The organism is Testudinibacter aquarius, from assembly GCF_004342725.1.
Lineage (GTDB): Bacteria > Pseudomonadota > Gammaproteobacteria > Enterobacterales > Pasteurellaceae > Chelonobacter > Chelonobacter aquarius.
The window spans coordinates 70149-90763 of the sequence record NZ_SMCP01000003.1; the positions used below are offsets into that span (position 1 = coordinate 70149).

General features: G+C 43.8%; 21 protein-coding genes and 1 other RNA gene. 12 read left to right on the top strand and 10 right to left on the bottom strand.

Going from position 1 to position 20615, the window contains the following annotated elements; genetic code table 11:
• Positions 1–75: 75 nt before the first annotated feature.
• Positions 76–438 carry a hypothetical protein gene (locus EDC16_RS03835; protein WP_132965590.1) on the top strand — a complete coding sequence of 121 codons (363 nt, stop codon included), beginning with the start codon at positions 76–78 and terminating at the stop codon, positions 436–438.
• On the top strand, positions 435–767 hold the full coding sequence (locus EDC16_RS03840) for a hypothetical protein (protein ID WP_132965592.1): 333 nt from the start codon (positions 435–437) through the stop codon (positions 765–767). The genes EDC16_RS03835 and EDC16_RS03840 overlap by 4 nt, the downstream gene beginning before the upstream one ends.
• A gap of 78 nt (positions 768–845) precedes the next feature.
• On the opposite strand, the gene EDC16_RS03845 is transcribed toward EDC16_RS03840, so the two are convergent.
• The 6 genes from EDC16_RS03845 to EDC16_RS03870 are packed head-to-tail and all read right to left on the bottom strand — an operon-like array spanning position 846 to position 5742.
• A complete protein-coding gene (locus EDC16_RS03845) occupies positions 846–1094 on the bottom strand; it encodes a DUF2442 domain-containing protein (RefSeq protein ID WP_132965594.1) in 249 nt (82 codons plus the stop codon).
• Positions 1078–1320, bottom strand: coding sequence for a DUF4160 domain-containing protein (locus EDC16_RS03850; protein WP_132965596.1), 243 nt, complete (start codon positions 1318–1320; stop codon positions 1078–1080). Before EDC16_RS03850 ends, EDC16_RS03845 begins: the two co-directional genes overlap by 17 nt.
• A gap of 11 nt (positions 1321–1331) precedes the next feature.
• Entirely contained in the window at positions 1332–2561 is a 1230-nt protein-coding gene (locus tag EDC16_RS03855; RefSeq protein WP_132965598.1) for an FAD-dependent monooxygenase, read from the bottom strand.
• 16 nt (positions 2562–2577) lie between these two features.
• Positions 2578–3783 (bottom strand): 2-octaprenyl-6-methoxyphenyl hydroxylase, encoded by a 1206-nt coding sequence (gene ubiH, locus EDC16_RS03860; RefSeq protein WP_132965600.1) that lies wholly within the window; start codon positions 3781–3783, stop codon positions 2578–2580.
• A gap of 42 nt (positions 3784–3825) precedes the next feature.
• Positions 3826–5154 carry a Xaa-Pro aminopeptidase gene (gene pepP, locus EDC16_RS03865; RefSeq protein ID WP_132965602.1) on the bottom strand — a complete coding sequence of 443 codons (1329 nt, stop codon included), beginning with the start codon at positions 5152–5154 and terminating at the stop codon, positions 3826–3828.
• A gap of 33 nt (positions 5155–5187) precedes the next feature.
• Positions 5188–5742, bottom strand: coding sequence for a UPF0149 family protein (locus EDC16_RS03870; protein ID WP_132965604.1), 555 nt, complete (start codon positions 5740–5742; stop codon positions 5188–5190).
• A gap of 155 nt (positions 5743–5897) precedes the next feature.
• Here EDC16_RS03870 and EDC16_RS03875 point away from each other — a divergent pair, with 155 nt between their 5' ends.
• From EDC16_RS03875 to EDC16_RS03885, 3 genes are all read left to right on the top strand, one after another.
• Positions 5898–6212, top strand: coding sequence for a cell division protein ZapA (locus EDC16_RS03875; protein ID WP_132965606.1), 315 nt, complete (start codon positions 5898–5900; stop codon positions 6210–6212).
• Positions 6213–6293: 81 nt separating this feature from the next.
• Positions 6294–6476, top strand: a non-coding RNA gene (gene ssrS / locus EDC16_RS03880) — 6S RNA.
• Between the two features lie 36 nt (positions 6477–6512).
• Positions 6513–7112: a 5-formyltetrahydrofolate cyclo-ligase gene (locus EDC16_RS03885; protein ID WP_132965609.1), complete on the top strand. Its 600-nt coding sequence runs from the start codon at positions 6513–6515 to the stop codon at positions 7110–7112.
• A gap of 18 nt (positions 7113–7130) precedes the next feature.
• Here EDC16_RS03885 and EDC16_RS03890 read toward each other — a convergent pair whose 3' ends face one another.
• From EDC16_RS03890 to zipA, 4 genes are all read right to left on the bottom strand, one after another.
• Positions 7131–7943, bottom strand: a complete 813-nt coding sequence (locus EDC16_RS03890) for a class I SAM-dependent methyltransferase (RefSeq protein WP_132965610.1) — start codon at positions 7941–7943, stop codon at positions 7131–7133.
• Positions 7944–8078: 135 nt separating this feature from the next.
• Complete coding sequence (gene ligA / locus EDC16_RS03895) at positions 8079–10097, bottom strand: NAD-dependent DNA ligase LigA (RefSeq protein WP_132965979.1); 2019 nt, start codon at positions 10095–10097, stop codon at positions 8079–8081.
• A 129-nt stretch (positions 10098–10226) separates the two neighbouring features.
• The gene (gene tnpA / locus EDC16_RS03900) at positions 10227–10691 is read right to left on the bottom strand and encodes an IS200/IS605 family transposase (protein WP_132965612.1); all 465 of its coding nucleotides are present in this window, start codon (positions 10689–10691) and stop codon (positions 10227–10229) included.
• Between the two features lie 197 nt (positions 10692–10888).
• Positions 10889–12067 (bottom strand): cell division protein ZipA, encoded by a 1179-nt coding sequence (gene zipA, locus EDC16_RS03905; RefSeq protein ID WP_132965613.1) that lies wholly within the window; start codon positions 12065–12067, stop codon positions 10889–10891.
• A gap of 280 nt (positions 12068–12347) precedes the next feature.
• Here zipA and cysZ point away from each other — a divergent pair, with 280 nt between their 5' ends.
• From cysZ to EDC16_RS03940, 7 genes are all read left to right on the top strand, one after another.
• Positions 12348–13178: a sulfate transporter CysZ gene (cysZ, locus tag EDC16_RS03910; RefSeq protein WP_132965616.1), complete on the top strand. Its 831-nt coding sequence runs from the start codon at positions 12348–12350 to the stop codon at positions 13176–13178.
• Positions 13179–13315: 137 nt separating this feature from the next.
• Positions 13316–14266 carry a cysteine synthase A gene (cysK, locus tag EDC16_RS03915; RefSeq protein WP_132965618.1) on the top strand — a complete coding sequence of 317 codons (951 nt, stop codon included), beginning with the start codon at positions 13316–13318 and terminating at the stop codon, positions 14264–14266.
• A gap of 118 nt (positions 14267–14384) precedes the next feature.
• Positions 14385–14990 (top strand): YagU family protein, encoded by a 606-nt coding sequence (locus tag EDC16_RS03920; protein ID WP_132965620.1) that lies wholly within the window; start codon positions 14385–14387, stop codon positions 14988–14990.
• Positions 14991–15313: 323 nt separating this feature from the next.
• Positions 15314–16351, top strand: coding sequence for an ABC transporter substrate-binding protein (locus tag EDC16_RS03925; RefSeq protein WP_132965981.1), 1038 nt, complete (start codon positions 15314–15316; stop codon positions 16349–16351).
• A 26-nt stretch (positions 16352–16377) separates the two neighbouring features.
• Positions 16378–17409 (top strand): ABC transporter substrate-binding protein, encoded by a 1032-nt coding sequence (locus EDC16_RS03930; RefSeq protein WP_132965622.1) that lies wholly within the window; start codon positions 16378–16380, stop codon positions 17407–17409.
• A 78-nt stretch (positions 17410–17487) separates the two neighbouring features.
• On the top strand, positions 17488–18519 hold the full coding sequence (locus EDC16_RS03935) for an ABC transporter substrate-binding protein (protein WP_132965624.1): 1032 nt from the start codon (positions 17488–17490) through the stop codon (positions 18517–18519).
• 53 nt (positions 18520–18572) lie between these two features.
• The gene (locus EDC16_RS03940) at positions 18573–20597 is read left to right on the top strand and encodes an ABC transporter permease (RefSeq protein ID WP_416069094.1); all 2025 of its coding nucleotides are present in this window, start codon (positions 18573–18575) and stop codon (positions 20595–20597) included.
• The last annotated feature ends 18 nt before the right edge of the window (positions 20598–20615 follow it).

A 20615-nucleotide genomic window follows, 5' to 3' on the forward strand; every position in this document is an offset into this window, starting at 1 on the left:
AAACTATTTTTACCGCTCACTTTGCGCTAAAATAAGAACCTATTATTATAGGCTCCTTATTAAGAGGATATTAAGATGGAATTGCATCGGGACAATTTGGCTAATCACAATGAAAAAAACAAGCAACTCAATGTTTCTTTAGATCTGGAAACATTCCGTCTTGTGAAAGATTTTGCATTCAAACAAGATATTTCCATGAAACAGTTTATCAAGAACCTGATTTTGGAAAAAGCAGCGCAGCTACAAGAAGAAGCACTTTCCGCCTACACTTGCAATAAAGAAGAGCAACAACAAATTCAGCAAAGCCTCACATTCTTTGCGACCAAACCGCACTTAACAGAATATGTTGAGGCGGAAGAAATAAAAAATTATCGCCAAGCCAAAACAAAACAAGAATTGATCGAAATGATGGGTTATCGTGATGGTGATTTAGCATGATAAAAATCGGTTTTTCGAATAAATTCACCCGAACAATTTTTTATGAAGTCTTCACCGAACCAAGCCGCTTAGCAATAATCGAAAAGCTCAATAGCCCGCTATTTAATCAGATTAAAAGCGGAATCGGTTTCACAAGTTATAAAATTTTTATTCGAGCAAAAACACAACAAAACACGATTTATTTTGTGAAACAACAGGAAACTGTGATTATTGTTGGTTATCAATTAGGAAAGAGCGATTTTTTAGACGGTAGAAAAGACTCACATTTTGACACTCTGTTTTACATGCTCACTCAAATGGATGAGGGTGAACGAACAAATAAGTTTTAATATATTCTCTAATACAAAAGAGCGGTTTTCTGGAGAGGAAAACCGCTCTTTTGTTATGTAAGAAATAAGATTAATTCGCTAGGCGGTATGGTTATATTTATAAGTGAGGTCCCCACGTCCAGCAAGTAATCCTTCAACCGAAATATCTTCGTTAAGCCGCTCCCAGTGTATTCCCCTACGACTAAGTTCATAGCAGCTCAATTCTTCTTGACTGGCTTGTAAAAGTTTTGGAAACCACGCTAACGGCACACCTATAGTACGCGCATCATTCAACTCAACCCACATAGTATGTTCATCAAATCTCACATTCTTAGCTGAAATAGTCATTCCAAGCCTCCAATAATATTCTTGAATGTTCGTGGATAAAATCTAATAGTTCTCTTAATTCTTTTGCGTTAAATCCATCATTTTGTGCCAAAGATATTTGTGGTGCCAACCAAAATTTAGCTTCGGCTTCTGCATTTCTAACATGAATATGTGCAGGTTCTCTAGGATTTCCTTCGTTAGAATAAAAGAAAAATTTATATCCTTTAAAGCGTAGTATTACAGGCATTATATCTCCATTCAAGAGAAGATTAATTCATCATTCGGCATCTGTTTGATTTTTTGTGGCAGATCGCCATTGAGTCCCAGCGCTTGTGCCATGAGTTGATCTTTGACGATCGGCAGTTTATCGGTCAAGGTCATACCAACACCGCGTAGCAGTTTTTTCAGCGGATTCGGGTCATTAAACAAGGATTTAAAACCCTGCATTGCGACCAGCATTTTTACTGCTTCGCTTTTACGCCAGCGTTCGTAGTGGCGCAAATAACGCAGTTCGCCAATATCGAGATGTTGCTGTAGATTTTTCTCAATCTCTTGTGCCAACGCTATCGCATCCATAAAACCGAGGTTCACCCCCAATCCTGCCAGTGGGTGAATGGTATGTGCCGCATCGCCAACCAGTGCAATTCGGGGTTTAACAAAATCTCGGGCATAACGCGCAGTGAGCGCAATCGCTTGGCGCTTGCCGACCACGTTGCACAAGCCCAAGCGGTTATCAAAAGCGATATTCAGCGCTTTATTAAACGCTTGATCGTCCATGTTCAAATGCTGTTCTGCCGCTTCCGGCGGTTGTGACCAGACAATCGAACACAAGTGCGGTTGCTGCAACGGCAAAAATGCCAAAATTGAATCCTGACTGAAAATTTGCCGTGCTGTGTGCAAGTGCGGTTCGGCAGTTTCTACATTACAGACTAACGCACTGTGTCCGTAATCACGAAAATTCAAGGGTATATCCGCTTGTTGTCGCAGCCATGAATTGGCGCCATCGGCACCCACCAGCAGTTTTCCGGTCAACATAGTGCCGTCTTCCAGTGTGAGCAAAGCACACTGTTGGTTAAAATTCAGGCTTTTCGGCTTGCCGTAAAGCATTTCCACATTGTTTTGGCTGATGACTTTTTGCCATAAATGGTGACGAATCAGTTGGTTCTCAACAATATAACCCAGTTGATCCAACCCCAGTGAAGCCGCATCAAAATAAATGTTGGCAAAACTGTCTTTTTCCCACACCTCCATTTGCGAATAAGCACAACAACGCCCCTGTCTCAATTCCTGCCACACGCCAAGCTGATGCAGCATTTTTTGGCTGGCAAGATTCAGCGCACTGACGCGGTTGCTGAGATTCGACAAGCTGTTTGGATCCGGCGCAAACGCTTCGACAATCACAATTTGGCAAGCACTGTTTTCCAACGCAGCAGCCAACGCCAAACCAACCATACCACCGCCAATAATCACTACATCTGCATTTTTCATGTTGATATTCCGTCTGTTATACCCAGCCTAAAGTCGGTTTGATAAACTGTTGTTGCAATGGCGCAAAGGCAGACAGCGCCAACAAACCCGCATTGCGCGCAATTTGCAGTGGCAGCAAATCATTGGCGAAGGTGTTAACCAAGCTGTCGGTCAGGTTGATCATCCGAGCCTGATCCGCTTGCCGCTGCTGTCGATAGCGCTGCAACACCGCACTTGCCCCCAAGTCTTGCCCCTGTTGCACCGCTTGCACCAAGATCGCCGCCAGACAAGTCACATCACGCAGCCCTAAATTGAAGCCTTGTCCGGCAATCGGGTGCAAGGTTTGTGCCGCATTGCCGACTAGAGCCAAGCGGTGGTGAATTTGACGCTCGGCTTTTTGTAATTTCAGCGGATACGCACTCCGTTTACCGACCTGCTCAAATTTGCCAAGTCGCCAACCAAATTGCTGTTGCAGTTGTGCTAAAAAGTCTGCGTCATCTAACGCCTGCAGAGCTTCAGGATTGCGTACACACCACACCAACGATAACCAATCTTGCTGTAAAGGCAGCAGCGCCAAAGGCCCCTGTGCGGTAAAGCGTTCAAAAGCCCGTCCATCGTGCGCCAGCCCAGCTTTAACATTGGCGATCACCGCACTTTGTTGATAGTCGTTCAAGGTTTGATAATGGATGCCGCATTGCTGTGCTATCGTGGAATGGTTGCCATCGGCACAGACCAAAAGTGCGGTCTGCAACTGGGATTGATCACTTAATTGCAGGTGAACAGCATCCGCACTGCGCTGCAACTCGGTAATGGTCACGGGGGATAGATAATCAATATTCGGGTAGTGAGCAATCGCCTCCAACAAGACTTTGCCCATTGCTGCCAACTCGACCACCGCCCCCAAGCGGCTGAGCTGCAAAGCTTGCGACGACAGTTCAACAATCCCGGAATGCCCACGATCACTAACATGAATCTGGGTGATTGCCTCCGTCAACGGTGCTATTTTCTGCCACAAACTTTGCTTGGCATTAAACGCTATCTGCTGCAATTTTTGGCAAGAACCCTGCGACAACGCAATACTGCGTGCATCAAAACCGCACTTTTGCCGTGGCTGCGGTTTTGTTTTAGCATTTTTCTCAAGGACGGCAATGCGTAACTCCGGCAGATGCTGTGCCAGCGCCAACGCCAGACAACAGCCGCTCATGGCGCCACCGACAATCACTAGATCATAGGATTTTTCCATTGCCGTTCTCCTCGCTCTGTTTTCTGTATTATTTTTGCGGCGCTATTTTTGCTGCATCAGGATTTCGATTTCATCAATCTCTTTCGGCACCGCCGCCGTCAGCACTTTATTGCCGTATTCAGTAATCAGGATATTATCCTCAATTCGCACGCCGATGCCTTGATATTGCTCAGGAATATCGCTATTTTTGCTTAAATACAGCCCCGGCTCCACGGTCAACACCATACCAACTTCCAAAGTGCGGTTGCGATTTTCGCCATAATGCCCGACATCATGCACATCCAAACCGAGCCAATGCCCTAAGCCGTGCATGTAAAACGGTAAATAGGCTTTATCTGCAATCAGCTGCTCCACTTCCCCCTGCAAAATCCCCAATTCAACCAGACCGGCAACTTTGATTTTCAGCACTTCCTGATTGACTTGATAAATGCTCGCCCCCGGCACCAACAGCTCAAGCGCACGTTTTTCTGCCTTTAACACCAGTTCATACACCGCTCTTTGCGCCGGACTGAACTGCCCGTTGACCGGAAAAGTGCGGGTGATGTCGCCGGCATACATCGCAAATTCGCAGCCGGCATCAATCAGCACCAAATCGCCGTCTTGCAACAGCTGATCATTTTCGGTGTAGTGTAAAATACAGGCATTTTCACCCCCGGCGACAATGCTGTTATAAGAAGCAAACCGTGCACCATGGCGGTTGAATTCGTGCAAAATTTCGCTTTCGATCTCATATTCATAGCGGTTCGGACGGGTTTGCCGCATCGCTCGCAAATGCGCCAACGCAGAGATTTGCCCTGCCTGCTGCAACAATGCCACTTCGTGTTCCGATTTAAACAGTCGCATTTCATCTAATAACGGTCGCCAGTCGATCCGCTGTGTCGGTGCACTGAAACCTTGTCGTTGCTGTTGGCGCGCATAACGCAAGCTGTCGCTGACAATTTTATCGCCCCACGCTTGCTGATCTTCCGCTTGATACAGTACGGTTATGCCATTGAGTAATTTAGGCAATTCCAAATTAATATCTGCAATTGAATAAGCCACATCCAATTTTAAACTGTCCGACGCTTTTTCGACGCCCAAACGCCGCCCGTTCCAAGTTTCCAGCAACGGATCGGACGGACGCAGGAAAACCGCACTTTGATATTTAGCACCACGTTTTAACAGCAGCAACGCTGAATCCGGTTCGTTAAAGCCGGTTAAATACCAAAAATAGCTGTCTTGCCGAAACGGATAGGTGCTGTCGGCATTGCGGGTTTGCTCCTGCGCAGAGAAAATCAACAGAGCACTGTCATCCGGCAATTGTTCACATAAACGTTGACGCCGTTGCTGAAATTCGGCTGTCGGCAACGCCGCTAAATAGGTTAAATCCATAATGGTTACCGCACTTTGAGTTAATAATTATGCTTAATGAAGCACTCGTGTATCAACCGGCATTTTTTGGTTGAAACTGCTGTAGAAAAACATCGCAATGGTTTGCAGATATTCACTGATTTCGGTCAATGCCACATCCAACTCTTCGGCATCGTCGCCCTCTTCATAGCCCAAACGTGCAATATCGTTCAAATCAGCAACCGCTTCTTGCACTTCGTCATCGTCTTGCTCCAATTGTGGTCTTGCCAAGCCAAGCCCCAATAAAAAGTGGTTGGTCCAGTCAGAAAGCGAGTCAGCACGGTTGAATTGGTTGCTTTCGTCCAGCCAAATTTCAAAACTAAAATGCTCTTCATCACTCAGGCTGTCATCAATCTCTTGATACAACTGCTCGACTTTTTGCATTACATCGGTGGGATAGGCGTGTCCCTCGTTGGTGAATTGATAGGTTAAGGATTTCCAATTAGCTTTTTGCCCGCCGCCACACAGCAGTCCGCTGAGGAAGCCGTGTAATTCGGCAGCATTTAAACCAATTTGATGCGTTTTCAGTAACTGATTGAATTGTCGATAGTCTAAGGTTGTTGTCGTCATATTTTTCTTCCTGATAAGTTGACTTTTATTTTATCACTCAAAGCCGATGACAACCAACAAAACAATCCTGAAATTCATCTTTCGCTATGGTTAAAACAGCAGAATATGGCATAATAATCGCTACTTTTTATTAAGCCAGTCCATGGGGTTAGCAAATGTCTGAAAATATCGAATTACGTATTTTTGGTCAGGTTTTACGATTACATTGTCCGGAAGAGCAACAATCGGCGCTGCGCGAAGCGGCATTGCAACTGGAGCAGCGTGTCGGAGAGTTGAAAGAACGCAGCGGCATGTTGCAAATGGATCGGGTGCTATCCATTGTTGCACTGAATTTAACCTTTGAATTGCAACAAGAGAAACGCAAAAATCAACAACAAGATTCGATGCTGCACCGCATTCAACAATTGGATGCCTCGTTGAGCAGTGCACTGGCGGAAGTTGGTGCAGATATGCAAATAGTAAACAAATAGTCGTAAAAATGTGCGGATGGGCACATTATCACATTGTAACACTGGCACTTTTCGATAAAGTAGGCTAGTATTTAAAGAACAAATTTCCTGGGGTGTGCGTCAGCGGATTAAGTCCCTGAGCCGATACTTAACTTTTATTGAGTCGGTCCCTCACTGTCGGTGTGCAAGCTCGGTTCGACCGAGAAGCCTGAAAACGGTATGACTGGCTCCCTTGAACCGTAGGGTTCAAGGACCGATTATTCGCAACGGCACCTCGGGACCCAATCCAAACTTCTGTGAAGCAATTCAAGTGTCACGATTATGACCGATTCTTGCCTAGCAACAAAACCAACGCGCAATATCACCCAGCAACGCCAGCAAATTCGGTGTCAAATGCGTGCCAAACGCCAACAGCTTAGTGCAGAGCAACAGCAACAAGCAGCTGAAAATATTTGCCGACAAGCGCTCGCGTTAATTGCCCAACGCAACGCCAAAACCGTTGCGCTCTACTTAGCGTTTAACGGCGAGATCTCAACCGCACTTTTGATCGAAAAACTATGGCAAGCGGGAAAAACCGTCTGTCTGCCACGTTTGCATCCGTTTACGGCGGGACATTTACTGTTTTTTCGTTATGATCGCCACAGCCTGTTACAGCCCAATCAGTTTGCGATTCCAGAACCTGAATTGGATCTGACCCGACTGGTTACAAAAAATGAATTGGAGATCATCTTCACACCGTTGGTGGCCTTCGACCGACAAGGCAACCGGCTCGGCATGGGAGGCGGCTTCTACGACCGCACTTTGCAACATCTGCAACGGAGAAATACTATCACTGTCGGCTTGGCACACCAATGTCAACAAGTCGAACAGCTACCAATCGAACATTGGGACGTGCCGTTGAACCAGATTTTGGTGGGGTAATCGCATTGCCTATTCACATTATTTTCGCCACGAAAGCAGCGCCCAGAGTTTTTGTGACGGATAAGACGACAATTGCGTTTGGTGCTGGTGATAATAAGCCTCCAGCTTAGTGATCTCGTGCTCACTCAAACGCCCGATTGACCACTGCACCGAGCGGATCAGCGCCGCTTTATCCCATTCACTGACGTGATTCATGCCAAATGTCGAGTGGATAAAATCAACGCTGACCTGATAACCTTGTTGATATAAGATATTCAGTGCATAAATATAGCCAGGAAACCCAACACCGTCCCTACCGATGGCTTGCAGAATCTCTTGAGCCACAAAATTTTTATCCACCGTCATGGTCATATAAACCGCTCTTTTAGCTTTTTGGTTCAATTTGTTGAGCGCCGCTTCTAAATCATTCACCATTGACGAACGGGAGGAAACACAAATATCACACAGTGGCACATCACGCCAGTCGTCATCCCACGATTTTAAGAGCGGTGTGATGTTATTCACCTTTAACACCGCAGCCCGTTGCTGCACCACTTCCAGCATTTTCGGACTGAAATCGAGTGCATAAACCTGCTTGACCTGTTTGGCGAGCGATAAACCGATAGCACCACCGCCACAGCCGACATCTAATACCGAATCTCCGGCTTGCAACGCCATTTTGGCTAAAAAGGCAGTAACATAGTCGTCTTGCAAATCGACAGCCGCTTGCCGCATTTTTTCCGCTTTTTGATCCCAGTCCTGTGCACTTTTCGGGGCTCGGGTTGCTTGTCGCAAATGCTGACGATACAACTCGGCAAAATCGATGTCATGGATCGTATTTGGATATTTCATCGCTCTTCCTTTTTGTTATATATATTATTACATAGCGATTGCAATTCCTATGTTACAGCGATGAAAATGTGATCAAGCACAGAATTCTATCCCCCTAGTAGCAAATAGGGGGATCGGAGGAGGAGAGAAATAAAGTTAGTTTTCGGCAACCAACGCCAAAAATTCGGCTTCAGACAGCACCGAAATTCCCAATTCTTGTGCCTTGCTGAGTTTAGAACCGGCTTTTTCACCGGCGATCAGATAGTCGGTTTTGGCGGAAACACTGCCGCTGACTTTGCAGCCGAGCTGTTGTAGGTAGGCTTTGGCTTGATCACGTGACATTTGAGTCAGCGTGCCGGTCAGCACCACATTTTTGCCTTTGAGCGGATTATCGCTAATCTCTTTTTCTTCTACCGCCTCCCAGTGAACACCCTGCGCTAGCAGATCTTCCACCACACTGCGGTTGTGTTCTTCCTGCCAAAACAGATAGACCCGCATTGCAACCACTTCGCCGATGTCCTGCACCTGTTTTAACTGCTCTTGATCGGCGGCACGAATGGCTTCAAGGGTTTTAAAATGGTTCGCCAAATTTTGTGCGGTGGCTTCGCCGACATCGCGGATGCCAAGCGAGAAGATAAACCGCGCAAGTGTGGTTTTTTTGGCTTTTTCTAAGCTATTCAACGCATTTTGTGCTGATTTATCACCCATTCGCTCCAAGCGCATTAAGGTGATTTTATCCAAACGGAATAGATCCGCTGGGGTGTGGATCAACTCCCGCTCGACCAACTGTTCAATCAATTTATCGCCCACACCATCAATATCCATCGCCTTGCGTGATACAAAATGTTTCAGCGCCTCTTTGCGTTGGGCATCGCAAAACAGTCCGCCGGTACAGCGGGCAACCGCTTCGCCGTCAATTCGCACAATCGCTGAGCCGCACACCGGGCAATGCTGCGGAAATATGATCGGTTTGGCATCTGCCGGACGGCGATCTTCGATAATCCCGATAATCTGCGGAATCACATCACCGGCACGGCGAATAATCACGGTATCGCCAATCGCCACGCCAAGCCGTTCAATCTCATCGCCGTTGTGCAAAGTAGCATTGCTGACGGTTACTCCGGCAACAAACACCGGTTCCAACTTCGCCACCGGGGTGATCGCCCCGGTGCGGCCGACCTGAAATTCGACATCTTTTAATAGCGTAAGCTGCTCCTGTGCCGGAAATTTATAGGCGATTGCCCAACGTGGCGCTTTGGCGACAAAGCCCAGCTGTTCTTGCAGCGCAATCGCATTGACTTTGAGCACCGTGCCATCAATGTCATAGCCCAATTGATCGCGCTTGGCCGCAATATCTTGGTAGTATTTCAACACTTCAGCACTACCTTGGCATAAGCGGATTTCGTTGTTGATCGGAATCCCCAGCGATTTCAGCCATTGCAGCCGTGCATAGTGAGTGGCTGGCAACTCAACCCCTTCGGAAATCCCAATGCTGTAGGCATTTAAGCTCAAATGGCGCTGGCGGGTGATTTTCGGATCCAGCTGACGCAGCGATCCCGCTGCCGCATTACGCGGATTGGCAAAGGTTTTTTGCCCGTGTTGCAACGCATCTTGGTTCAGTTGTTCGAAAGCCTGATGTGGCATAAACACTTCGCCACGCACTTCCAAACGAGCTGGCGGGGTGTCGCTCAACAGTTGCAGCGGAATATTGCGAATGGTTCGAATATTGCTGGTAATATCTTCACCGGTGGTGCCGTCACCACGTGTCGCCGCTTGGCTTAGCACGCCGTTAAGATACAAAATACTGACTGCCAACCCGTCCAGTTTCGGTTCGCAACAAAACGTCAGTTCTTCCACGCGGCCTAACCGCTCTTGGATTCGCCGCTCGAAGGCATAAAAATCTTGATCAGAAAAGGCATTATCCAATGATAACATCGGCAGCTCGTGGGTAATCTGCCGAAAACCGACCAGTGGTTTCGCCCCAACCCGTTGCGTCGGTGAGTCGGGGCTAATCAGTTGTGGGTGCTCTGCTTCCAGCTGTTTGAGTTGGTTCAGCAGACGATCATATTCCGCATCGGGAATTTGAGGTTGATCCAACACATGGTATTGGTATTCATGATAACGAAGTTGTTGACGCAACTGCTCAATTTGTTGGGAAATAATTTGTGTATTCATCATATTTTTCTAAATAACAATCCGCACGTGAAACGTGCGGTTTTTCGGCTGCCCTATAAGGGCCTAGTACTTCACATGCCCCTCAAGGGGCATGTGAAAAGACTGACAACTGCACACTAACTCTGTGGCTTACCCCTTAAAGGGGTCCACATATTCTTTCTTCGATAAATTATCTTGAATCATATCTTCTTTTTCCTGATTCCTGATATATTCCTCTATAACTTTTGTATTTAGACCCACTGTACTTACATAATAACCTTTTGCCCAAAAATTTCGATTTCCATACCTATATTTTAGATTTGCATGTCTTTCGAAAATCATGAGCGACGATTTACCTTTTAAATATCCCATAAAACTTGACACTGCCAGCTTTGGCGGGATTTTTAATAGCATATGGATATGATCTTTCATCGCATGAGCTTCTATTATTTCCACATTTTTGTAATGACATAGCTGCCTTAATATGCTCCCTATATCCATTCGTAATTTCCCATAAATCGCTTTTCGTCTGAATTTTGGGATAAAGACTATGTGATACTTACAGTTCCATCTTGTGTGTGATAGACTTGAATCGTCATTGGATTTACTTGCCATTGGCATATCCTCCTATATGTTGAAGTTTGGTTGTCAGCCTTGTTCATTATATCGGAGGATTTTTTCTTTTCACCGCTTAAGCTCTTTGATTCCATACGCATAGCGTATGGTTTTTATAGGCAGCCTTCGTCTGCCTATAAAAAGACCGCACTTTGATTCAAAGTGCGGTTCAAGTTATCCGATGGGCTAGAACAGGCTTAACTAATCAAACTTAAATAGTACTCTTTTGATGCTTGATCAAAGGGTTGCCGTTTGTCATTTAGCACTTGTCCGTGCAGCTCGTCCGCCAACGTTTGCGCGGCACGCAGTAACAAGCGGAAGTTGGCCAGATCACTACCGTGCGATGGCAAGTGCATAAACAGTGCCAAACCGACCGTGCGTAGATCGGCAATGCTGTCCAGATCAAAAATACCCGGTTTCATCATATTCGCCGCACTAAACAAGATCGGGGAGCTGCCGTCTAAATCCAAGTGGCGGTGGTATAAACTGTGCTGACCATATAAAAATCCCAGATTATCCAGTGACTGTACCACTTGCGTGCCTTGAAACGCTTGATTTTGCGCTGCAACCACATATAGCAATATTGTTTTCGGTTTTTCATTACGTTGCGCACCATCGACTTTTTCAGCAGAAGATGGCATCGAGTCGGTGCTCGGTTGCGGTGTCTGGCTCGATTTGTTCTCAGTTTCCGGATTCAGTTGTGCGCGAATGATTGCCGCAGCTTCGCTCGGCGCGGCGGTTTGACTGCTTATAGAGTTGCGGGTAAGATCGTCGCTAACTTCTTGGCTTATATTGATTTTTCGCTGTTGAGTCACCCGCGCCAGCTCCTCACGCAATAGCTCAGAAGAGGTATTAATCCCCTCTTCACTGTCAAATTCCTGCTCAAGATCGGCAATCGTGCGATTCAACAATGACGAACGGGATAAGGAATCCGCTCTGCTAGCGTGATGGTCAACCGCACTTTGAGTAAATGTACTCTGTGTTGTCTGGTTGGCTGTGATCCCTTGCTCCGGCAAGGTGATACGGATATTACTGACCGCCTGCTCCACCGAAACCGCTGGTTGGGTCGGCTGCCGTGGTGAATTTATCGGCGCTTCAGCCTGTGAAAGTGCGGTTTCGTCCGCTCGCCACGTACGATCATTGGCTTGCGACTCGGCTATTTGTCCTCTGCCGTCAGTTGAGGCAGGTTGGTGCAGCAAATCCGGCTCATCTTTTAGTGAATTTAGCGAATCTGCGGTTCTGGAATCATACGTAAAGGTATTTGCCGCCTTAAACAGCTGTGATTTCTCACGTCTGCTCGACCACAAACCATGTACAACGAGAATAGCCAAAATCAGTACGATTAGAATGATTAAAATAATATGCAAATCCATCATGAACCTATTCTTTAATTGAACCTAATTCTTTAATTGAATCTATACATTAACCGATACTTTAATAAAGTGGTTGCCGAGTAGATAAATGCCAATGAACGCGCTTGAATACCATCAATATCCATTAACGGAAATTGATTTTGCAAGCTTATCATATTTTTTCCGTAAAAAACTATGTTTAACCTAGGGTCTGTTGATCTTTGTTGATATTTTGAGTTATCGTTTAAAATTATAAACAAAGATCAACAGACCCTACAATAACCGCACACAGGAGCGATAAACCATGTTTCAAGCAGAACAATCAGAATTCAAACAAGGGCTGACCTATTTTTTACGCGGCTGGCATTTGATCAGCCGCCCGGGATTACGCCGCTTTGTCGTGATGCCAATTTTGATTAATATTGTGCTGCTAATCACTATTTTTTGGCTGATGTTGGGGCAAATCGGCAATTTTGCACAGTGGCTCGTGAGTTTCGTTCCGGCATGGCTCGATTGGATCAGCTATCTGGTTTACGGCTTGGCGATTATTACCATTTTGATCGTCTTTTTCTTTATTTTCAATTTATTAGCCGGTTTTATCGCCGCGCCGTTCAACGGTATTCTGGCAGAAAAAGTAGAAAAATTACTGACCGGACAAACCAACGATCAAGGTCTGGGAGCGCTGGATTTAGTCAAAGATACGCCACGAATGTTGCGCCGTGAATGGCAAAAATTTGCCTATTCATTTCCGAAGTTTATCGGATTATTTGTACTGAGCTTTGTGCCGGGTGTCGGGCAAACCATTATTCCGCCACTGTTTTTTCTTTACGGTGCTTGGATGGCGGCGATTCAATATTGTGATTATCCATTTGATAATCATAAAATTTCGTTTATGCGAATGCGCTACCAACTGGCAGAAAAGCGCAGCCTGAATTTAACTTTCGGCGGTTTGGTTTCAATTTGCACCTTTATTCCGTTTTTAAATTTTATCATTATCCCCGTTGCCGTTTGTGGTGCAACCGCACTTTGGGTTGATCACTACCGTCCATGGCAAAGTGAAGCCTCTGCCGAGAAAAACACAACAGGAACCGATGTTACAACAGCGACCTCAAGTGCGGTCAGCAACCCTCAATAAACGCATAATTTCAAAGCTGTATAAGTATCATAACTGAAGGTTATAACGTATAACTACAAACCATTACTTTTTTATGAGAAAAACGACTATGCTCTAACCATCGCTTTTTACCGTTAACTCCATCATAAGAGGTTAAAATGACAATTTTTGCAGATAACTCACAAACCATCGGTAATACCCCGTTAGTGCGTTTAAAACATTTCGGCAACAACGGCAACCTGTTGGCTAAAATCGAAGCACGCAATCCAAGCTTTAGCGTAAAATGTCGCATCGGCGCCAATATGGTGTGGCAAGCAGAAAAAGACGGCATTTTGACCGAAGGCAAAGAGATTGTTGATGCCACCAGCGGCAACACCGGTATTGCGCTGGCGTATGTGGCAGCAGCGCGCGGCTACAAAATCACGCTGACAATGCCGGAAACCATGAGCTTGGAACGTAAACGCCTGCTGAAAGGCTTGGGTGTCAATTTGGTATTGACCGAAGGCGCAAAGGGCATGAAGGGTGCGATTGCCAAAGCCGAAGAGATTGCCGCATCTGACCCAAAACGTTATATCATTTTGAAACAGTTTGAAAATCCGGCAAATCCGGCGATTCACCAACAAACCACCGGACCGGAAATCTGGCACGACACCGACGGCAAAATCGATGTGCTCGTGGCTGGCGTAGGCACCGGCGGCACCATAACCGGCATCAGCCGTGCCATTAAACAAGATTTTGGCAAAGCGATTACCTCAATTGCGGTTGAACCGGCAGAATCGCCGGTGATCAGCCAAACGCGCAACGGTGAAGAGGTGAAACCGGGTCCGCATAAAATTCAAGGCATCGGCGCCGGTTTTATCCCGAAAAATCTGGATTTGTCACTGGTTGATCGTGTCGAAACCGTTGATAGCGAAACGGCAATTGCCACTGCACGCCGTTTGATGGCAGAAGAGGGCATTTTGGGCGGCATTTCATCCGGTGCGGCATTGGCTGCTGCCGACAAAATTGCTAAACAGCCTGAATTTGCCGATAAGCTGGTTGTGGTGATTCTGCCTTCCGCCTCAGAACGCTATCTCAGTACCGCCCTTTTCGACGGGATCGACATTTAACACAAAAATTACTCAAATTGATGTTTAATTTATAATCACAAATAAGTATAATCTCAAACCTGAGCAGTAAATCTGCTTGGGTTTTTATTTGTTATAAACTTATTTGGAGTTTTATATTATGTTTCAATGGTTATTTCAACAAACCGATCCGAGCCGTCGCCGTTATGGCGTAGCTCTGTTTGTCGGTATCATCGGCGGCATTATTTCAGCGTTTGTAAAATGGGGGGCTGAGCATCCGTTTCCGCCGCGCAGCCCGTTGGATCTGTTCACTGCCGCTTGCCAAGATCCGTCGCAGGCACTGGAAGTTTGCTCGCGTGCATTTCTGAATCCGCCGCATGTTTTCCTGCGTGACTACTTAGGCATCGACCCGACACAAGCTGCGTTCACCTTTGCCGATCACGCGTTCAATTGGATTGGCGTCACCCACATGATTTTTTCATTGGTATTCGCCATCAGCTATTGCATCGTTGCTGAACGTTTTCCAAGAGTGAAACTGTGGCAGGGGATCGCCGCCGGTTTAATCGCCAATATTGCCGTGCACTATATTACTTTCCCATTATTGGGCTTGACCCCACCGGTATCAGAATGGCCGTTGTATGAACATGTTTCCGAGCTGGTCGGGCATATCTGCTGGTTCTGGACCATTGAAGTGATCCGTCGTGACCTACGCAATCGCATTACGCACGAACCGGACGCAGAAATACCACTCGGTTCCGCACGTTAATCACTATTTGATGACTGTTTGATCCGGTAAACCGTTTGGTTTACCGGATTTTTCTTATTTAAAAACACCCCAATGCCAATAAAAAGAAGCGAAAAAAGATAACTACCCTATCGTGACTTTCCATATCTACTAAGTTTTTCAAATAATTAACGTAATACCAATAAAATACTCCGATTTATTTTGACTCGAAATGAAGATATATTGCGTATTTGCGAATTCGATCACACAATTTTCTTTTTGATTTGTATAGAATTATTAGATACGTCAAATGTTGTTTATAGTAAAAAATAATATTCTATTAATGTTTAAATAAGGAAATAATGATGAAATTCAATAAACTGGCCGTTACCGTATCCACTGCACTACTTGGTGCCACCCTGCTAAGTGGCGTGGCAAATGCCGCCGGGCGTTTGGTGATTTATTGCAGCGGCACAAATGCCTTATGTGAAGCAGAAACAAAAGCTTTTGGTGAAAAATATGATGTGAAAACATCTTTTATTCGTAATGGTTCAGGTAGTACTTTTGCCAAAATTGAGGCGGAAAAAAATAATCCACAAGCCGACGTATGGTATGGCGGTACGCTTGATCCGCAATCCCAAGCCGGTGAATTGGGGCTATTACAAGCCTACCGTTCGCCAAATGTCGAGCAAATCGTAGAACGTTTCCAAGATCCGGCAAAAGTAAAGGGCAACTACAGTTCCGCTGTTTATATGGGAATTCTTGGTTTTGGCGTTAATACAGAACGCTTGAAAAAATTAGGAATTAACGAAGTTCCGAAATGCTGGAAAGACCTCACCGATCCACGTTTGAAAGGTGAAATCCAAATTGCTGATCCACAAAGTTCCGGCACCGCTTATACCGCTATTGCGACCTTTGCTCAACTTTGGGGCGAAGATGAGGCATTTAATTACTTCAAACAATTACATCCAAATATTTCACAATATACTAAATCCGGCATTACCCCATCACGCAACACTGCTCGTGGCGAAGCAACAGTGGGTATCGGCTTCTTACATGACTACGCTCTGGAAAAACAAAATGGAGCACCGATAGAAATGATCGTTCCTTGTGAAGGAACAGGCTATGAATTAGGTGGTGTAAGTATTCTAAAAGGTGCTCGCAACCTCGATAATGCTAAATTATTTGTGGATTGGGTATTATCCAAAGAAGGTCAAGAACTTGCCTGGCAAAAAGGCGAGTCCTTACAAATTCTGACCAATAAAACCGCAGAGCAATCTCCGGTCGCATTTGATCCGACTCAACTTAATTTAGTCAATTATGATTTTGAAAAATTCGGTGCTTCCGACGAACGTAAACGTTTGATTAGCAAATGGGTCGATGAAGTGAAGCTAGCACAGTAAAGTAATTATAGATGAGGATATGTTTTATGAAGCTTTCAAAAATATTTCTTACTGTCACCGCAGTTTTTGGTGGGTTATTCCTTTCTCAGCAGGCTGAGGCTGAAGGGCGTTTAGTTGTTTATTGTAGTGCCCAAAATACCATGTGTGAGCAAGAAGTTGCAGCTTTTGAAAAAAAATATAATGTAAAAACCAGCTTTATTCGTGGTGGTACGGGAAGTATTTTTGCTCGTATCGGGGCTGAAAAAGCAAATCCTCAAGGTGATGTTTGGTATGGCGGGACATTAGATCCTCATTCTCAAGCGGGAGAAATGGGACTATTAACCGCATATCAATCTCCAAATTTGCAATATATTCCTGATGAGTTAAAAGATCCTGCCAAAGTGAAAGGTAATTACACTTCGGCAATTTATCTTGGTATTTTAGGATTTGGTGTTAACACAGAACGATTAGCAAAATTGAATATTCCAGTACCTAAATGCTGGAAAGATTTAACTGATTCTCGTTTAAAAATGGAAATTCAATCAGCAGATCCACAAAGTTCAGGCACTGCTTATACAGCATTAGCGACATTTGTACAACTATGGGGAGAGAAGGAAGCATTTAATTATTTAACTGAATTACATAAAAATGTTTCGCAATATACTAAATCCGGCAATACCGCAACTCGTAATACTGCCCGTGGTGAAGCTTCGATTGGCATAGGTTTCTTACATGAACATTCTATTGAAAAGGAAAAAGGAGCACCGGTTGAGCTCATTGTACCCTGTGAAGGAACCGGTTATGAAATTGGTGGTGTCAGTATTATAAAAGGTGCTAGAAACCTTGAAAATGCTAAATTGTTTGTGGATTGGGCGCTGTCCAAAGAGGCTCAAGAATTATCTTGGCAAAAAGGAGATACTCACCAAATTCTAACTAATTTAGAAGCACAACAATCACCTTATGCGCTTGATTTCAAATCAATTAATTTAATTAATTATGATTTTAATAAATATGGTGCAGCAGACGAGCGTAAACGATTAATAGATAAATGGATTAATCGTGTCAAGCTAGCCCAATGATTGAATCATTAATTAAAAGAGTGGGTAATTACAAAAATATTACTCACTCTTCTTGTACAAAAGCCTAAGGAAAAAATAATGAAAAATTTCAAGTTAAGTGCAGTATTAAGCATCATACTATTAAATGGCTTGTCATCAGTTGCTATAGCAGAAGGTCGTTTAGTCGTATATTGTAGTGCTCAAAATATTGTTTGTGAAAAAGAAGTTCAGGCATTTTCTAAAAAATATGATGTCAAAACTTCATTTATCCGTAATAGTTCGGGTAGTACCTTAGCTAAATTAGAAGCAGAAAAAAATAATCCACAAGCAGATGTATGGTATGGTGGTCCTTTTGATACGCACGCTCAAGCTGCTGAAATGGGGCTACTTCAACCTTATCAATCCGCTAATTTAGAATATGTAATACCGCAATTTAAAGATCCCGGCAAAATGAAAGGTAATTATAGCTCCGTGGTTTATATGGGTGTTTTAGGTTTCGGTGTAAATACCGAACGGCTAAAAAAATTAGGTATTAATGAAGTACCCAAATGCTGGAAAGATTTATTAGATTCAAGACTTAAAAATGAAATTCAGTTAGCTGACCCACAAAGTTCAGGCACTGCTTATACCGCGATCGCCACTTTTATTCAATTATGGGGTGAAGATGAGGCCTTTAAATATCTTAAAGAATTAGATCATAATATTTCACAATATCCTAAGGCCGGTACTGCACCTTCTCGTAACCTTGCTAGAGGGGAAACAACTATTGGTATTGGCTTCTTACAGAATTATTCTTTTGAAAAAGAAAATGGAGCACCTATAGAACTCATTGTGCCTTGTGAAGGAAGCGGCTATGAATTAGGGGGAGTAAGTATTGTAAAAAATGCTCGTAATGAAAAGAATGCACAGTTTTTTGTGGATTGGGCGTTATCAAAAGATGCTCAAGAATTATCATGGAAAGAAGCACAATCTCACCATATTTTAACCAATGTAACCGCAGTTGGAGCTCCATTTTCATTAAAACCAGATGAGTTAAACCTTATTAATTATGATTTTAGTAAATTTGGTTCAAATGATGTTCGTCGTACTTTAATTAATAAATGGGTAACAGAAATAAAATTGGCTAAATAGTGTCGTTTTATCTTGGAGGTTTTATGAAAAAGCAACAAATATTCAATTCGAATATGTTTTGGGTTGCGTTTGCAATGTTAGGTTTTATATTGCTACCTAGCATAGCATTAGATTATGGAATTATGGAGTCAACTTCGGATGAAATATTTGATGCTATGGGGTGGTCAGCCCCAAATCTAAGCTGGGCTTGGTTTGGCGGATTATTATTTATTCCACTTATTTCTAAAATTATTGCTAAACAAAATGAATATCGGCAAGGTGTTTTTGAATTTTCTGTGATAGTAGGAATTTTTCTATTTGTCTTTATTTCAGCGACCATTGCAAAAATTAGCTTAGGCTATTCGATTTTTGTTTTAGTGCTTGCATTAACCGCTTTGGCGACCAATGCTCTCGCTAAAATGAAAATAATGCAAAGCGATAAATTCGTGATTGCATCCTTGATTAGTATTGTCTTACTGATTTTTTTCTTTATTGTCTATCCGACCGTTGCTATTTTTATTTCAATGTTTTATAACGGATCGGAGTTTGTGCCAACACAAGCATTGAAAATTATTCAGCAGCCTTATGTGCTACGTATTATTACAAACTCGTTGAGTGTGGCAGCGACTATTGGTGTACTTGCTACCTTATTCGGTTTATTATTTGCTCTTTATACGACTCGCATCGCAAAACGCAGTGCATTTATCGGAAAAATATTTTCTATTTTGCCCATTGTAACACCACCATTTGTTGTTGGGCTTGGTGTTACGTTAATGCTTGGGCGTTCCGGTTATGTGACAGAATTTTTAGTAGAATATCTCGGTTTTAGCAGTAACTGGCTATATGGATTTACTGGCATCGTGATTGCTCATACTTTGGCATTAACTCCTATGTCATTTATGATTTTGGAAGGTGCATTAAAATCAATTCACCCATCTATTGAAGAAGCTTCTTACACATTAAGAGCTAATCGTTATCAAACCTTCTTCGGTATTATTTTTCCGTTATTGAAACCGGCATTAGCAAATTCCTTCTTAGTGGTGGCTATTCAATCTTTAGCAGATTTCAGTACGCCGTTGGTGCTTGGCGGTAGTTTTGATGTAATTTCATCTCAAATCTATTTTTATATTGCGGGTTCTCAACTGGATTATGCTTCCGCAAGTACGTTAGGAACATTATTGTTGATCTTTTCATTGTCCATTTTTGTGATCCAATATCTGTGGATCGGTAATCGCTCTTATGTCACAGTATCCGGTAAATCCTACCGTGGTGATGTGCAAGAATTACCAAGCACAATGAGATACTTCATTACTTTTATGTTAGGCTTTTGGGTCTTATTCAATGTGGTGTTATATGGCAGTATTTTTTATGGTAGCTTCACTGTAAACTGGGGAGTGGATTATACGCTCACCTTGAAAAACTATATAATGTTATTTGGACAAGGTTTAGATGATGGTGCTTGGCCATCACTGATTCAAACCGTATTGTTCTCAGCTGCCGCAGCACCGATCACTGCATTTTTTGGTTTGCTTATCGCTTATATTACGGTACGACGTGATTTTAAAGGTAAGAAAACACTAGAATTTTTAACCTTACTGTGTTTTGCCGTACCGGGAACCGTTGCCGGTGTGTCTTATATTTTAGCCTTTAATGATGCACCGATTTATATTACCGGCACAGGGTTGATTATTATTCTATCGATGGTGATGCGTAATATGCCGGTAGGTATGCGTGCGGCAATCGCAGGATTAGGGCAGTTAGACAAATCTCTTGATGAAGCCTCCCTTTCATTAAAAGGAAGCACATTTAAAACCATTATTTTTGTGGTGCTGCCGCTGTTGAAACCAGCGTTGATTTCTGCACTTGTTACTAGCTTTGTGCGTGCAATGACAACGGTGAGTGCCATAGTATTTTTAGTCACTGCAGATACACGTGTAGCAACATCTTACATTCTTAACCGAGTGGAAGATGGTGAATATGGTATAGCCATTGCTTATGGTTCTATTTTAATCGTCGTGATGATGGCAATTATTTTATTCTTTGACTGGTTAGTCGGCGATACCCGTATTTCACGTTCCAAAGCGAAAAAAATGAATTAAGTAGTAGGGGCGTGCATA